The sequence below is a fragment of the Pseudomonas tremae genome, assembly GCF_001401155.1.
Classification (GTDB): Bacteria; Pseudomonadota; Gammaproteobacteria; order Pseudomonadales; family Pseudomonadaceae; genus Aquipseudomonas; species Aquipseudomonas tremae.
The window spans coordinates 73,703-88,871 of the sequence record NZ_LJRO01000252.1 but is presented as its reverse complement, the minus strand read 5'-3'; the positions used below and the strand labels follow the sequence as shown (position 1 = coordinate 88,871).

The 15,169-nt window shown below is 61.8% G+C and carries 16 protein-coding genes and 1 riboswitch; of the genes, 1 reads left to right on the top strand and 15 read right to left on the bottom strand.

The window, feature by feature from the left end:
* The 11 genes from ALO43_RS16070 to cobO all read right to left on the bottom strand — a co-directional run.
* A partial coding sequence (locus ALO43_RS16070; RefSeq protein WP_054997790.1) for an MFS transporter occupies positions 1-1,185 on the bottom strand: 1,185 nt, incomplete at its 3' end.
* A 106-nt stretch (positions 1,186-1,291) separates the two neighbouring features.
* Positions 1,292-2,023 carry an adenosylcobinamide-GDP ribazoletransferase gene (locus tag ALO43_RS16065; protein WP_024669898.1) on the bottom strand — a complete coding sequence of 244 codons (732 nt, stop codon included), beginning with the start codon at positions 2,021-2,023 and terminating at the stop codon, positions 1,292-1,294.
* 1 nt (position 2,024) lies between these two features.
* On the bottom strand, positions 2,025-2,597 hold the full coding sequence (gene cobC, locus ALO43_RS16060) for an alpha-ribazole phosphatase family protein (protein WP_054997789.1): 573 nt from the start codon (positions 2,595-2,597) through the stop codon (positions 2,025-2,027).
* The gene (gene cobT, locus ALO43_RS16055) at positions 2,594-3,646 is read right to left on the bottom strand and encodes a nicotinate-nucleotide--dimethylbenzimidazole phosphoribosyltransferase (RefSeq protein WP_005889699.1); all 1,053 of its coding nucleotides are present in this window, start codon (positions 3,644-3,646) and stop codon (positions 2,594-2,596) included. Before cobT ends, cobC begins: the two co-directional genes overlap by 4 nt.
* Entirely contained in the window at positions 3,643-4,164 is a 522-nt protein-coding gene (gene cobU, locus ALO43_RS16050; RefSeq protein ID WP_053480502.1) for a bifunctional adenosylcobinamide kinase/adenosylcobinamide-phosphate guanylyltransferase, read from the bottom strand. Before cobU ends, cobT begins: the two co-directional genes overlap by 4 nt.
* On the bottom strand, positions 4,165-5,625 hold the full coding sequence (locus ALO43_RS16045) for a cobyric acid synthase (RefSeq protein WP_054997788.1): 1,461 nt from the start codon (positions 5,623-5,625) through the stop codon (positions 4,165-4,167).
* Entirely contained in the window at positions 5,613-6,626 is a 1,014-nt protein-coding gene (cobD, locus tag ALO43_RS16040; RefSeq protein ID WP_005889696.1) for a threonine-phosphate decarboxylase CobD, read from the bottom strand. Before cobD ends, ALO43_RS16045 begins: the two co-directional genes overlap by 13 nt.
* Positions 6,619-7,527 carry an adenosylcobinamide-phosphate synthase CbiB gene (gene cbiB / locus ALO43_RS16035; RefSeq protein ID WP_054997787.1) on the bottom strand — a complete coding sequence of 303 codons (909 nt, stop codon included), beginning with the start codon at positions 7,525-7,527 and terminating at the stop codon, positions 6,619-6,621. Before cbiB ends, cobD begins: the two co-directional genes overlap by 8 nt.
* Positions 7,524-8,174, bottom strand: a complete 651-nt coding sequence (bluB, locus tag ALO43_RS16030; protein WP_005889693.1) for a 5,6-dimethylbenzimidazole synthase — start codon at positions 8,172-8,174, stop codon at positions 7,524-7,526. Before bluB ends, cbiB begins: the two co-directional genes overlap by 4 nt.
* Entirely contained in the window at positions 8,171-9,466 is a 1,296-nt protein-coding gene (locus ALO43_RS16025) for a cobyrinate a,c-diamide synthase (RefSeq protein ID WP_005889692.1), read from the bottom strand. The genes bluB and ALO43_RS16025 overlap by 4 nt, the downstream gene beginning before the upstream one ends.
* A 38-nt stretch (positions 9,467-9,504) precedes the next feature.
* The gene (cobO, locus tag ALO43_RS16020; RefSeq protein ID WP_005889691.1) at positions 9,505-10,116 is read right to left on the bottom strand and encodes a cob(I)yrinic acid a,c-diamide adenosyltransferase; all 612 of its coding nucleotides are present in this window, start codon (positions 10,114-10,116) and stop codon (positions 9,505-9,507) included.
* 91 nt (positions 10,117-10,207) lie between these two features.
* A riboswitch (cobalamin riboswitch) is annotated at positions 10,208-10,421 on the bottom strand.
* Between the two features lie 130 nt (positions 10,422-10,551).
* Between cobO and ALO43_RS16015 the strand changes: the two genes are divergently transcribed.
* On the top strand, positions 10,552-11,880 hold the full coding sequence (locus ALO43_RS16015; protein WP_005889689.1) for a PQQ-dependent sugar dehydrogenase: 1,329 nt from the start codon (positions 10,552-10,554) through the stop codon (positions 11,878-11,880).
* 186 nt (positions 11,881-12,066) lie between these two features.
* On the opposite strand, the gene ALO43_RS16010 is transcribed toward ALO43_RS16015, so the two are convergent.
* From ALO43_RS16010 to hda, 4 genes are all read right to left on the bottom strand, one after another.
* On the bottom strand, positions 12,067-12,612 hold the full coding sequence (locus ALO43_RS16010) for a C40 family peptidase (RefSeq protein WP_005889687.1): 546 nt from the start codon (positions 12,610-12,612) through the stop codon (positions 12,067-12,069).
* Between the two features lie 85 nt (positions 12,613-12,697).
* Positions 12,698-13,429, bottom strand: coding sequence for a C40 family peptidase (locus tag ALO43_RS16005; protein ID WP_024669904.1), 732 nt, complete (start codon positions 13,427-13,429; stop codon positions 12,698-12,700).
* 74 nt (positions 13,430-13,503) lie between these two features.
* The gene (locus ALO43_RS16000) at positions 13,504-14,268 is read right to left on the bottom strand and encodes an NAD-dependent deacylase (RefSeq protein WP_053480496.1); all 765 of its coding nucleotides are present in this window, start codon (positions 14,266-14,268) and stop codon (positions 13,504-13,506) included.
* On the bottom strand, positions 14,262-14,966 hold the full coding sequence (gene hda, locus ALO43_RS15995) for a DnaA regulatory inactivator Hda (protein WP_005889683.1): 705 nt from the start codon (positions 14,964-14,966) through the stop codon (positions 14,262-14,264). The genes ALO43_RS16000 and hda overlap by 7 nt, the downstream gene beginning before the upstream one ends.
* Between the last annotated feature and the right edge of the window lie 203 nt (positions 14,967-15,169).

Genomic DNA, 15,169 nt, shown 5'->3' with positions numbered 1-15,169 from the left:
CAGCCTGGCCACCGGGCGCTCACGCACAGGCCAGTTGAGCGCCGCCGCCAGCAGGCTGAGCAGCACTGAGACTTGCCAGATCAGGTCGTAGCTCCCGGTACGGTCGTACACCAGACCGCCCAGCCAGCCACCCAGAAAAGCCCCCAACTGGTGAAACAGGAAAACGATACCGCCCAGCATCGACAGGTTGCGCACACCGAACAGCGTCGCCACCGTACCGTTGGTCAGAGGAACTGTGGACAGCCAAAGCAGGCCCATCGCCACCCCAAACAGGTAGGCGGTGGTCTGACTGAGCGGGACCGAGATAAACAGCACGATCACCACTGCGCGCAGCAGATAAAGCGTGGTCAACAGTCGAGGCTTGGACATACGACCGCCCAGCCAGCCCGCGGTGTAAGTGCCGAAAATATTGAACAGCCCGATCAGCGCCAGCACCGTGGTGCCGACCTTGGCCGGCAAGTGCTGATCCACCAGATAAGCAGGCAGATGCACACCAATGAAAACCACCTGAAAGCCGCAGACGAAAAAGCCCAGCGCCAGCAACCAGAACCCCGAATGCGAGCAGGCCTCGCGCAGAGCCTCGCCCAAGGTAAGCTCGACGCCGGTAGAGGCGGTAGGTATGTCTTTGAGCATGCCCACCAATGGCAGGATCAACGCGACGATCACGCCCAGCACGAGCAAGGCGCCGGACCAGCCCAGCCAGCTGATCAGGCCCAGGGTACCGGGCAGCATGGCGAACTGGCCGAATGACCCGGCCGCACTGGCGATCCCCATGCCCATGCTGCGCTTCTCGGCAGGCAGCGCGCGCCCGACCACACCCAGAATGACCGAGAACGACGTACCGGAAAGGCCTATGCCGATGAGCAAACCGGCACTCAATGAAAGACTGAGGGGCGAGTCGGCCATGCTCATGCACAGCAGCCCTACAGCATAAAGAATACCGCCGACGAACACGACTTTCGCCGCGCCAAAGCGGTCTGCCAGCGCACCGGCAAACGGTTGCGCCAGCCCCCACATCAGGTTTTGCAAAGCGATGGCGAAGGCAAACACTTCGCGGCCCCAGCCAAAATCTGCGCTCATGGGCGACAGAAACAGCCCGAAGCCGTGCCGCGTACCCAGTGATAACGCCAGGATCAAGGCGCTGCCCACGAGAATCCAGCCACTGGTACGCCAGATCAATGTCATTGTCAGCTCCCTGCAACAGTTGCACGCGGATGTACCTGCGAGCCGCGACGCTACGCCCTGCCCGGCAACGCTGTCAATCCAGTCAGGGCATATCCCTCGACAGCGCTTAAACCAGCGCCAGTGTCAGCACGACTGTCAGCTCGAGCAATTCCAGCAACGCGCCTGCCGTATCGCCCGTCGCCCCTCCAAGGCGCCGCATCATCAAGTGACGCAACCAGAAAAAACACACAGTAGAGACCAGCACTGCACACACACCCGACCAGCCCGCCAGCAGCACACAGCCCAAGGCGCTGGCCAACAACACCTTGCGACCGAGGCTGCGCGGCAGATGATCGGCCAGTGCCTGGCCCAACCCGCCAGCGCGCACGTAAGGCGTACCAAGAAACAGTGCAAGCATGGCACTGCGCCCGATCAGCGGCGCCAACAGCAGCCCGATGCTGCTTTGACTTTCGATCAGCGCCACAATGGCGGCGAATTTGAGCAGCAGCACCAGCACCAGCGTGACCACCGCGATGGGCCCGCTGCGTGGGTCCTTCATGATGCTCAAGGTACGCTCGCGATCGCCGAAACCGCCCAGCCAGGCGTCGGCGCTGTCTGCCAGGCCATCCAGGTGCAAACCACCGCTGAGCAACACCCAGGCGCAGAGCAGCAGCGCCGCGTGCAACATCAGCGGCGTACCGCCGAGCAGCGCATTGAAACCCAGCAACAACGTGCCGAATACCACGCCTACCAGCGGATAGAACAACAGCGAACGCCCAAGCTCCTCGGGACGAGGCATGCCGGGAAGGCGGATCGGCAGGCTGCCGAGAAATTGCAGAGCGATCCAGAATGGGAGCATTTCAGACTTCCGTCAGCAGACCGCCAGCGGCGACCTGAATCGACAACAGGGCGCCGTGACCGACCACCACCTGCAACAACTGCTCACGAGGCAGACCACGCGCTTGAGCCATCAGCAAACGCATCACCCCGCCGTGGCTGACCAGCAGCACGCGCTCACCGGCACAGGCCTGATGCAAACACTGCACGGCGTTCAGCACTCGAGACGAGAAATCGGCCACAGGTTCGCCATTGGGCGGCGTGAACGCATAAGGATCAGCCCAGAACGACCCCAACCCTTCAGCATCGGTTTCCATCAGTTGCGCAGGACTGTGGCCTTCCCAATCGCCAAAGTGCAATTCCTGCAGACCCGGCTCCAGTTGCAGGGGCAACGACAGACGTTGCGCCAACTCTTCGGAGAACCGCGCGCAGCGCTGCAACGGCGAGCTGACAATCCGCTCCCAGGGGCCGCCGTCAACGACCGCATCACGCATCTGCTGCCAGCCGAGGTCTGTCAGCGCGTCATCAAGGCTGCCGCGCAACCCACCGCCCAGCTCGGTTTCCCCATGCCTCAACAGATCAAGATGCAAGTTCATGCCGGACGATCCGCCACCGCAGCTTCGGCAAATGTCGCCATGCCGTTGTGCAGCTCGCAAGCCAGGCGCACCAGAGGTACTGCCAGAGCCGCACCGCTGCCCTCACCGAGACGCATGCCAAGATCAAGCAGCGGCTCGGCCCAAAGCGTTTCCAGCAAATGCCGATGTCCCGGCTCCGCACCACGGTGACCAAACAACAACCAGCTGCGGCACGACGGGTTCAGGCGCACAGCCACCAATGCCGCCACGCTGCAGATGAAGCCGTCGACCAGCACCGCGATACCTTCCTGCGCGCAGGCCAGATAGGCGCCCGTCAGGGCTGCGATTTCAAACCCACCCAGGCAGAACAGGCTTCGCAACGGATCACCCGAGTGCTCGGCATGCAACGCCAGCGCGCGCTCGATGACCTGCGTCTTGTGGGCGACGCCCTCCGCGTTCAGTCCGGTGCCAGGCCCTACCAGCAACGGCGCGGCGCATTCCAGAATAGAGCACGCCAGCGCACTGGCAGAGGTGGTATTGCCAATACCCATTTCTCCGCCGATAAACAACTCGGTTCCCGCTGCCTTGGCACGCAAGACGCTGTCGCGACCGGCCTGCAAGGCAGCAAAACCCTGCTCTTCGCTCATCGCCGGCCCCTGCGCGAGGTTGGCAGTACCCGCCCCCAGTCGCAGATGAAGAACGCCCGGCAGGTCCATCGGCGAAACCGTGCCCAGGTCCACCACGTCCAGGTGCGCCGACAACTGACGCGCCAGCACGCTGATCGCTGCGCCGCCGTTGACGAAGTTGTGCAACATCTGGCCAGTGACTTCCTGCGGATACGCTGACACACCTTCAGCAACAACGCCGTGATCGCCCGCGAAGATCGCGATCCACAATGTGTCGGCAGCCGGACGCTCACGCCCTTGCAGGCCGGCAAGCTGAACCGCCAGGCGCTCCAGCTGTGCCAGCGAACCGGCGGGTTTGGTCAGTTGCGCCTGGCGCGCCAGTGCAGCTTCGCGCATTGGCATATTTATGGCCTGAGCAGGCGTGAGCCACCAGGAATTACTCATAACGGTGTTCCTTTAAGGACCAGGGGCAGACCAGCAACGGTTAATACTACGCGCTGGCAACGCTCGGCCAGCGCTTGATGCAGCAGGCCGGCTTCGTCGACATAACGGCGGGTCAGCTCACCGAGAGGCACAACACCGAGCCCGGTTTCGTTGCTGACAAAAATGATTTCACCCGGCAAACCGGCCAGACAGTCAAGCAGCGCTTCACGCTCCCGAGCCAGACGCTCTGAGCTGTCGAGCATCAGCAGATTGGTCAGCCACAGGGTCAGACAATCCACCAGGAGACAGCGGTCGGACGCGGCGTTGTCGCGCAGCACTCGCGCCAGCTCGACAGGCTCCTCTACCAGCCCCCATTGCTCGGGACGGCGCGCACGATGGCTAGCAATGCGATGATTCATTTCGCCATCAAGGGGCTGGCTGGTGGCGATATAAATCACCTCCAGCGCGGAATTCATGGCCAGTTTCTCGGCCAGCCGGCTCTTGCCGGACCTGGCGCCACCGAGGATCAATTGCAGCATTCAGCTTGCCTCCAGGCCGCACAGCTCGCGGAGCAGGCGGCCGTCCAGGTGTTTTTCAACCAGGTCCGCCAGGCGCTCGATGTCGCGCTCGCGCAAAGCGTGATAATCGACCGACTGAACGTTTTCCAGGCCGGCCCAGCGCAACAAGGCACTGCACGCCGCAGGTGATTCGAACAGCCCATGCAGGTAGGTGCCGAGTATCTGCCCGTCAGTGCTCTGCGCGCCATCGCAACGGCCATCAGCAAGCCTGACCGCAGCCTGCTCCAGCGCCGCGCCGGTGGTCACGCCGGCATGAATTTCGTAACCGCTGACTTCAGCGTCTTCCAGCGTCAGATGGCCTCGCACGTTGCGTAGTTGTTTCTCGGTTTCCAGTACCGTACTCATCGCCAGAAGACCGAGCCCGGGACTTGAACCGGCAGCACCCTCCAGCCCCAGCGGGTCATGCAGGTGCTCGCCGAGCATTTGCAGGCCGCCGCAGATCCCCATCAATTTGCCGCCATAGCGCAGGTGCCGGTCGATAGCGGTGTCCCAGCCATTGGCGCGCAGGTATTTCAAGTCGCTGCGTACGCTTTTCGAGCCGGGCAGGATGATCAGATCGGCAGGCGGTATCGCCTGGCCTGGCCCGATGAACTGCAGATTGACCTGAGGATGCAAGCGCAGCGGGTCGAAATCGGTGTGATTACTGATGCGTGGCAGCACCGGCACGACCACGTTGAGGACCTGTTCGACCTTGTCGGTCTGGCGCTGATCGAGACCGTCTTCGGCTTCCAGATGCAGGTCCATCACGTAAGGCAAAACGCCGACCACCGGTTTGCCGGTGCGCGCTTCCAGCCAGTCCAGACCCGGTTGCAGCAGGGCAATGTCGCCCCGAAACCGGTTGATGATGAAACCTTTGACCCGCGCCTGCTCGCTCGGCGAGAGCAACTCCAGCGTGCCGACCAGATGGGCGAAGACGCCGCCGCGGTTGATATCGGCAATCAGCAGCACCGGACAGTCGACCGCCTCGGCAAACCCCATGTTGGCGATGTCGTTGGCGCGCAGATTGATCTCGGCAGGCGAGCCCGCGCCTTCGACCATGATTACCGGGTAGCTTTCGCCAAGCCGTCGATGCGACTCCAGCACCGCCTGCATGGCGATCTCTTTATAGCCGTGATAAGCCACCGCGTTCATGGTGGTAACAGCACGGCCATGAATGATCACCTGCGCGCCGGTGTCGCTGTTGGGCTTGAGCAGCACCGGGTTCATGTCGGTGTGTGGCTCCAGAAAGCACGCCTGGGCCTGGACAGCCTGCGCACGTCCGATCTCACCACCGTCCGCCGTCACCGCGCTGTTGAGCGCCATGTTCTGCGGCTTGAACGGCACGACGCTCACACCCTGCCGGATAAGCCAGCGGCACAGCGCCGTCACCAGCGTACTTTTGCCGGCATCCGACGTGGTGCCTTGTACCATCAGCGTGGCCATGGGTATTCCTTGCGGTATTCAAGCAAAACGTTGTGCAGACGATGCCAGTCAGCCTCTTCGCCAGGCAAACCGAAGCGCAGGCTGCCGGATTCCGGCGTTGACCCTGCGAACAGCCGTAGCAGCACACCGCGCCGGGCGCAAAATTCGTAAAGTGTCTGTGCCTGTGCGGTGACCAGCCATTGAAAAAGCGCACAGCCACCGTCCGGAGTCAGGCCGTACTGTTCGAGCAATGCCACCAGCCGGTCACGCGCCCGATCACTGCGCTCGCGCTGATGCTCCTGGCCTTGCACATCGCCCAGACAGGCCTGGCCAATAATGCGGGTCGGACCGCTGACAGACCAAGGGCCTATTTCTTGCGCCAGCGCCTTGAGCAGCACCGGCTCGGCCAGCACAAACCCCAGCCTGACACCGGCCAGACCGAAAAACTTGCCGAACGAGCGCAGCACTATCAGCCCGATGCGCCAGGTCTCGGCTGTCAGGCTGAGGCCCGGCGTGTTGTCCATGAACGCTTCATCCACCACCAGCCAACCACCGCGCTCGGCCAGTCGCGCGTGCCATTCCAGCAGGCGCTCGGTGCTTAAATGCAGGCCAGTCGGGTTGTTGGGGTTGACCACCACCAGCACGTCAAGGCTGTCGAGAAAATAATCGACCTCATGCTCGCTCACCTCGCGAACCACGTAACCGCTCTTGCGCCAGGCATGTGCATGCTCGGCATAACAAGGAGAAAGGACGCCGACCCGACCGCCACGGCGCACCCGTGGCAACGCCTGGATCGCGGCTTGGGAACCGGCCACCGGGAGCAATTGAGGAACGCCATAATACGCACAGGCCGCAGCTTCCAGACCGTCATCGGTCTCGGGCAGCCGCGCCCAGGCACGCGCCGGGATATCGGGAATCGTCCACGGCCAGGGCGCAATGCCGGTGGACAGGTCCAGCCATTCGGCCTGCCGGATACCATAATGCTGCGCCGCAGCGCGCAATCGACCGCCATGTTCAAGCATATAATTCAGCTACCACACAGATGACCAGCAGCCACAACCACACGCCGCGCTGCACCAGTTGCCAGCCGCGATCGATCGAGTCTGCATCGGCCGGAACACCTTCGCCCAATGCCGGACGCTGATGCAGCTCGCCGTGATAGATAGCCGCGCCGCCCAGTTCGACGCCCAGTGCGCCCGCGCCAGCTGCCATCACCGGGCCAGCGTTCGGGCTGTCCCAGGTTGGCCCCTGAGTGCGCCAGCAGCGTAGCGCCAGGCGGGTCTTGCCCAATAAGGCGTAAGTCAGTGCCACGAGGCGTGCAGGACAGTAGTTGAGCACGTCGTCGATTTTCGCCGCAGCCCAGCCGAAACGCTCGAAACGCTCGTTGCGATAACCCCACATGGCATCCAGCGTATTGCTCAGCCGATACAGCACAACGCCAGGCGCACCGGCCAGGACAAACCAGAACAAGGCAGCGAACACAGCGTCGCTACCGTTCTCCAGCACCGACTCTGTGGCGGCGCGAGCGACTTCGGTAGCGTCGAGTTCAGTCGTCTGCCGACTGACCAGGTAACCGACCCGCTGCCGGGCCTCGACCAGATCATCGCTGCGCAGCGCTTGCGCCACCGGCTGAACGTGCTCACCCAGGCTGCGCATGCCCAGCGCGCAATACAGCGCCAGGATGTCAAACAGCCAGCCAATGTAAGGCAGCCAGCTCAGCAGCGTGGCCGCCAGCGTCAACGGCACCACGGTGATCACCCAGGCCGTCACGCCATGACTGCGCCAGCCGCGGCCACCGCTGTTGAAACGTTGTTCGACCCGGCTGGCAAAGTTTCCGAACGCCACCAGCGGGTGGAAACGTTTCGGCTCACCGAGCAACGCGTCCAGTGCCACGCCGGCGACGCTCAACAGCGCCACACTCATTGACTCACTCCCCACTGGTTCTCATACAACAGCTCTTTCAGCGGACGCGCCTGCGCCCAGCCTTCCATGACCAGCATCGGCGCAGGATAAAATTCTTTCACCGGCCCCAGACAGATGATCGCCAGCGGCTTGGCACCGTCGGGCATGCCCAGCAATCCGGCCAGCGCTTCAGGGTCGAACAGCGACACCCAGCCCATGCCCAGCCCTTCGGCACGCGAAGCCAGCCACAGGTTCTGAATGGCGCAGGACAATGAGGCCATGTCCATTTCCGGCAAGGTACGGCGACCGAAGATGTGCTGCTCACGGCCTTCCATCAGTGCAGCGACCAGCACTTCCGCGCAATCGTTGATGCCTTCTACCTTGAGTTTCATGAACTCGTCGGTGCGCTCGCCCAGTGCTTCGGCGGTACGAATACGCTCTTCTTCCACCTGCGCCTGCATCTTGCCGCGCAACAGTGGGTCACTGATACGAATGAAGCGCCAAGGCTGCATGAGCCCGACACTGGGTGCTTGATGCGCGGCTTCGAGCAAACGCGCCAGCAACGCGGGCGCGACTTCGCCACCGATGAAATGCCGCATGTCGCGGCGCTCGGCGATGGCGCGATACACCGCAGCCCGCTCTTGCTCGCTGAATGCCTGCTCGGTCATGGCTTGAACAGCGCCGCAATTGCCGGTGGGCAGGAAGGAAAATAGAAATGCACGTAGGACGCGGTCAGGCGTCCGAGGCGATACACCGCCTCTGCGCCCCGCCCACCATTGGGGCTGACGCCACGGGCAATTGGCTGCAGCTCGGTGCTGGTCAGCGAGTGGTGATAGGTATGACCGTGCAGCGTGCCCTCAGGCAGCTCGACCGCTTGCAGCGCCAGCGCCGCCAGACGCTTCTGCATGACCGCCTCACCGGCCAGCAAACCGACCAGGTCGGCGCGCACGCCCTCTACGTCGGTCAGAGCATCGAGCAGGTAGAGCATGCCGCCGCACTCGGCCAGGATCGGCTTGCCGGCAATATGGTGCGCCCTGATCGAAGCCTGCATCGTGAGGTTGGCGGCCAGCGCGACGTGGTGCAGTTCAGGGTAACCGCCCGGCAGGTAAAGGCTGTCGGCGTCTGGAATTTCGCTGTCATGGATGGGCGAGAAGAAGCTCAGCTCGGCACCCATGTTGCGCAACAGGTCCAGGCTGGCGCCATAAATAAAGGCAAACGCTTCGTCTCGCGCCACGGCGATGCGCACGCCGCTCAGCAACGGCTCGACCTGAACCGGGTCGGCCGCGGTAAATGTCACCGCCGGAGGCAAGGCCACTTCGCACGTGCTGGCCAAGGCCGCAGCGGCCATGTCCAGACGCAGGTCCAGGTCATTGAGCTCGCTGGCCTGCACCAGCCCAAGGTGGCGACTGGGCAATTCAAAACCCACTTCGCGTGACAACGCGCCATACCAGCGCAAACCTTCGGTCAGGCTGTTTTCCAGCAACTGCGCATGACGCACCGTGCCGACGCGGTTGGCCAGCACGCCGGCAAACGGCAAGTCCGGCTGATAGCGCGCCAGCCCCAGCGCCAGGGCGCCGAAGGTCTGGGCCATTGCAGTGCCGTCGATCACTCCCAGCACCGGCACGCCGAAGTGTCGCGCCAGGTCGGCACTCGAGGGCGTGCCATCGAACAGACCCATGACGCCCTCGATAAGAATCAGATCAGCTTCATCAGCGGCTTCCCACAACAGGCGGCGGCTTTCATCGGCACCGACCATCCACATGTCCAGTTGATAGACCGGCGCGCCACTGGCACGCTCAAGGATCATGGGGTCGAGAAAGTCCGGCCCGCACTTGAACACCCGGACCTTGCGGCCCTGATTGCGATGCAAGCGGGCCAGCGCGGCGGTGACGGTGGTTTTGCCTTGCCCGGAGGCTGGCGCGGCGATCAATACCGCCGGGCAATCGCGCGGAGCTCTCATTGCAGTGCTCTCATGGCAGCGTTCTCATAGTGAATGGCTCACAGCTCGATACCTTTTTGCGCACGAATACCGGACTGAAACGCATGCTTGACCACGCTGATCTCGGAGACCGTATCGGCCAGGTCGATCAACTCGGGTTTGGCGCCACGGCCGGTGACCAGCACATGCTGCATAGGAGGACGCGCCTGCAGGTCGGTAAGCACCTGCTCAAGGTCAAGATAGCCATGCTTGAGGGCGATGTTCAGTTCGTCGAGCACCACCAGGCCGATGCCCGGGTCGCGGAGCATTTCCTGCGAGACGGCCCACGCGGCCTCAGCGGCAGCGATGTCGCGCTGGCGGTCCTGAGTTTCCCAGGTGAACCCTTCGCCCATCACGTGATAACGCACCTGCTCGGGGAAGCGCCGGAAGAACATTTCTTCGCCGGTGCTGTTGCGGCCCTTGATGAACTGCACCACACCGCACTGCATGTCGTGCCCCATGGCCCGAGCGAGCATGCCGAAGGCAGAACTGCTCTTGCCTTTGCCATTGCCGGTCAATACCAGAAGCAGCCCGCACTCGTTGGGGGAGCTGGCAATGCGCTCGTCCATCACGGCTTTCTTGCGCTGCATGCGCGCCAGGTGGCGTTCGTCGCGTTCGGGGGATTCGTTCATCTCGGCTCTCCGCTCGGGGCAGGCGAAAGCAGACGGAAGGACAGCACTGGACAGCACGGCAACGCCCTGCACAGAACATCACCCTCCGTGATGCCATTGAGTGATTCAGGCCGGTCTCCGGGCTCATGAGCGGGTCACCCCGGCTGCGCGCCTTCCCATGTAAAAACACAGTGGCGTCAGGCACAGCCTTGACTCATTTACCGTTGCGGGGGCAGCGCCGGGATCGGATCAGGAGATCCACACCGGCTTCCCTGTTTCACTCTGCCAGTCGCTGACTGCAAAGCACCTGAAACAAGCCGCGAAGGGTAGAGTGTTGGGCCGGGAGCGTCAATCTGCACTGCTGCCATTGGAGGCTGTTCCGGTACCTGATTGAACCTGTACGGCTCAATGCGCCTCTACCAGTGACAGGACAACGTCTTTTTATGGAGATTTCCCATGTTCAAACTCAGACCCCACTACGCCGTACTGCTTCTGGTCGCTGGCGGCCTAGCTGCTTGCGGCGAGTCGTCGACCCTGCAGGTGTCAGACGGCACAGGCCCGTCGCCGAAGCTGCCGGAGCCGAACAAGACGCTGATACCGACCGTCAACATCGCCCCTGCGATCGGCTGGGAAAACGGCGCCAAGCCGGTTGCTGCGCCAGGCACTCAGGTGGCGGCCTTTGCTGAACATCTGGATCACCCGCGCTGGCTGTATGTGCTGCCCAACGGTGACGTGCTGGTGGCGGAAACCAATTCGCCCGCCAAGCCGGATGATTCCAAGGGGATTCGTGGCTGGGTCATGGAAAAAGTAATGGGCCGTGCAGGTGCGGGCGTGCCGAGCGCCAATCGCATTACCCTGTTGCGCGACATGGACAAGGACGGCGTTGCTGAAACCCGCACGGTATTCCTGAAGGACCTCAACTCCCCGTTCGGCATGACCCTGGTGGGCAACAAACTCTATGTAGCCGACACCGACCGCCTGATCAGCTTCCCCTACCAGACAGGTCAGACCTCCATCAGCGCGCAGCCGACCAAAGTGGTCGATTTGCCGGGTGGTACGCTCAATCACCACTGGACCAAGAACGTCATCGCCAGCAAGGACGGCAGCAAGCTGTACGTGACGGTCGGCTCCAACAGCAACGTGGGCGAGAACGGCCTGGATAAGGAAGAAGGTCGCGCAGCGATCTGGGAAGTGGACGCCGCCACCGGCAACCACAGGATCTTCGCGTCGGGCTTGCGCAACCCGAACGGCATGGACTGGGAACCAAAGACTGGAAAGCTGTGGACTGCCGTCAATGAGCGAGACGAGATCGGCAGCGATCTGGTGCCTGACTACGTGACGTCAGTGCAGGATGGCGCTTTCTATGGCTGGCCTTACAGCTACTACGGCCAGCATGTAGACGAGCGCGTCAAGCCGCAGAACCCGGAATTGGTCGCCAAGGCCATTGCGCCTGACTATGCAGTCGGCCCGCACACGGCCTCGCTGGGCCTGGTATTTGCCGACGGCAAGACGCTGGCGGCGCCTTTCAACGAAGGCCTGTTCATTGGCCAGCATGGCTCATGGAACCGTAAACCGCACAGCGGCTACAAAGTGGTCTTCGTGCCCTTCAGCGGCGGCAAGCCCAACGGCGCACCGGTGGATGTACTGACCGGCTTCCTGAACAAAGATGAAAAAGCGATGGGCCGACCGGTCGGCGTGGTCAACGACCAGCGCGGCGGCTTGCTGGTGGCTGATGATGTTGGCAACAAGATCTGGCGCGTGACTTCAGCCAAGGCCGCTCAGTAACGCGGGTGCAGGGGGTGCAGGGGGTGTACGCAGAGCGTCACTAACAGCACTCCCACGCTGGGGCGTAAGGAACGATAGGCACTCGCGGGAAGCCTGTCTTACCCAAGCTCCAGCGTGGATACGCGTTGCAGGGCGCTCTGAGTGCGATCCCAAGTTGGAAAAGAACCGCTGATCAGCGGTTCATGTCTAAGGCCGATTCTGCGCCAGGCTGGCGGGTTGAATAACGCGCTTGGCGTTGAGGTAAGCGCGCTGCCAGTAAGGCTTGTCCAGGCTGTCGAGCTTGACCGTGCCACCAGTGGCCGGTGCATGCACGAATCGACCTTCGCCAACGTAGATGCCGGCGTGGGACACCTGCGAGCCACCCGATGTGGCGAAGAACACCAGATCGCCCGACTGCAGCTGTTCGCGACGAATATTCGGTGCACCCATCACGATCATCTCGCGCGTGGAGCGTGGTAGAGAAATACCTGCCGCATCACGATAGACATAGCCTATAAGACCGCTGCAATCAAAACCGGAATCAGGCGTGTTGCCGCCCCAACGATAAGGCGTGCCGACGAGCCCCAAGGCACGAAACAGCACGTCTTCGGCAGCAGGAGAGAGGATCTGGGGCGGAGCCGTAACCACCGGACGCTGAACGATCCGGGGCGCTTTGGGCGGAGGCGGCGTGCTGGCACAGGCGCCCAACATCGCAGCAACGGAAATGACCATCAGGCGCAAAGCAATCGACATACACACAACAACCTGATCCGGATGCGGCTTACGCTGCCGAGTAGCTCAAAAACGCAGACAGACCCGAAGGTCTTGTCAGCGGATTTTATTTGTTCACGTTACGCCGCTTTGGCGCGGTCTTGACTGTAGTCGATGTCATCGCTGTTGTCTGCGTTGCAACCGGAGAAGATTTTACCGCCACTGCGCCGGGGGCCATCGCCAGAGGTCGTTTGGCCTCGATGAAGGTCTTGCTCCAGTAGGCGTCATCAAGGCTGTCGATGCGCACCCCGCCACTGCGGCGGCTGCTGGAATGAATGAATTGCTGATTACCGGCGTAGATCGCTGCATGGCTGACACGGCCACGGCCGCGAGTGCTGAAGAACAACAGATCGCCAGGCTTGAGATTACCGCGCGAGACCAGCGGCGCATCGACGTTGATCATTTCGCGGGTGGAGCGCGGCAGGCTCATGCCAGCCTCTTCGCGAAACAGATAACCGATGAAACCACTGCAGTCGAAACCGGAACGGGTCGAGGTGCCGCCGAACTGGTAGCGCGTACCGATCAGAGACTTGCCGCGTTCAAGAATACTGTCGGCCAAAACCGGCAGTTTGTAGGATTTGTTGTCTGCGAACTGAGCCAGTTCGTCTTCTGTGGCCATCTCGTCCTGCAATTCAGCAGCATCAGCGCGACGGGCTGCTGACTGTGCCGTTACCGTGTTCTGGTAGTGCGGAGCGGGCTGAACCTGTTCTTGCTGTGCAACCGGCATATTGGCCGAGCAACCGAACAAAAAAGTGACAAGTGCGAGGGGCACGAGGGGTGCGAAGCGAACAACTTGCATGGGCACAACCGTGGCTGACTGTTAAGAAGCCGAGACTATGCCCGCAATGAAAGCGATTTGCAAATTCAATCGAACTAGATGTGACTTATGAGTTCCGCCATGACATGTGCCGCCCGGCACTGCAGAAAGACGTCCATATGAGCGCTGTGATCCGTGGGCTGCGGATTGATTTCTGCGGTAAATCCCCCGGAAACACGGGTGCGAATGACCGGTTCATGGATGTAGGGGAAGCTGGCCGTGGTGCCGATACTCAGCACTGCGTCATAGCCTATAGCCAGCTGTTCATGCAGTGTTTCCAGTGCTCTTTCCGGGAGCATTTCCTGAAAAAGAACGACGGGCGGTCGCAGAATGCCACTACAGATGCTGCATAGAGGTGGCAAAGGACGCAGCAAGTACTCGCTCAGTTGCGAATCCTGCGCGCCACATGACTGACAGAACAGAGGTGAAAGCTGGCCGTGAATTTCGATCAGCCGCTCGGGCGGGCTGCCTGCTGCGCGATGATAGCCATCGACGTTCTGGGTCAGCACCCAGCATTCAGGCTTGATGCGCTGCAACTGGGCGATGGCATAGTGGGCAACGTTAGGCTCGCCACCGAGGCAGGCTTTGCCCAGCTCGGCGATGTATTTCCAGCACAACTCGGGATCGCGACGCAGCATCGGCCCCGACAGGGCGACTTCGATCAGTAGCCCGTCATCTGTCTTGCCGTTGTACAGCCCGCCTACGCCACGATAGGTCGGCAGCCCCGAATCTGCCGACAGGCCAGCCCCGGTAATCACCAGAATCCGTTTTGCATGACGCAACGCTGCGGCGGTCTGCATCACCAGCGTCTGATCTACCACCCAAGCGTCTCTTTAAGGAAGGGAATGGTCAGCTTGCGTTTTTCCTGAAGCGAAGCCTGATCAAGACGCTCGAGCAATTCAAACAGCGCGCTCATGCTGCGTGTGCCGCGGGTCAGAATGAAGTGGCCGACATCGTCGGTCAGGTGCAAGCCACGTCGTGAGGCGCGTAGTTGCAGCGCACGCAGTTTGTCTTCGTCGGACAGCCCGCGCATCTGGAACACCAGCGCCATGGTCAGGCGGGACTTCAGATCAGGGAGTTTAACCGGTAATTCGCGGGGCGATTTGGACGCTGCAATCAGCAACCGTCGACCACTGTCGCGCAGCCGATTGAACAGGTGGAACAGGGCTTCTTCCCAGTCCGGCTTGCCGACCACCGCTTGCAGATCATCGAGACAGACCAGCTCGTACTGCTCCAGGTGGTCGAACAGTTCGATGCCTTCATCTATGACTTCGGCCATCGGCAGGTACACCGCAGGCTCGCCCATCTGCTCGAAACGCAGGCACGCAGCCTGCAGCAGGTGCGTGCGCCCTACCCCGTCCTTGCCCCATAGATAGATGAGGCTTTCCGTCCAGCCGGCATCGGCTTCGCACAGCCGCTCGACATAGCCGAGTGCAGCGGCATTGGCGCCTGGATAGTAATTGACGAAAGTGGCGTCATCACGCAGACGCACACTCAGGGGCAGCTGAATCGGTTTCATGCTGACTAACGGCTCATGCAAACCGTCAAGGGCCTCTGTGTAAAGTGTTCGAAGTTTATACCCGTGAGGCGGGTCGCACAATGCGACAGACTCCAAGCAAAATCAAAGGTTTGCGTCAGGGTGAGTAAAGCGAGGGGCCAGCAAGGGAGTTTGGCGCACAGCATGCGCCATTTTGGCCGGCCTCTTCGCAACAGGGCGAAGAG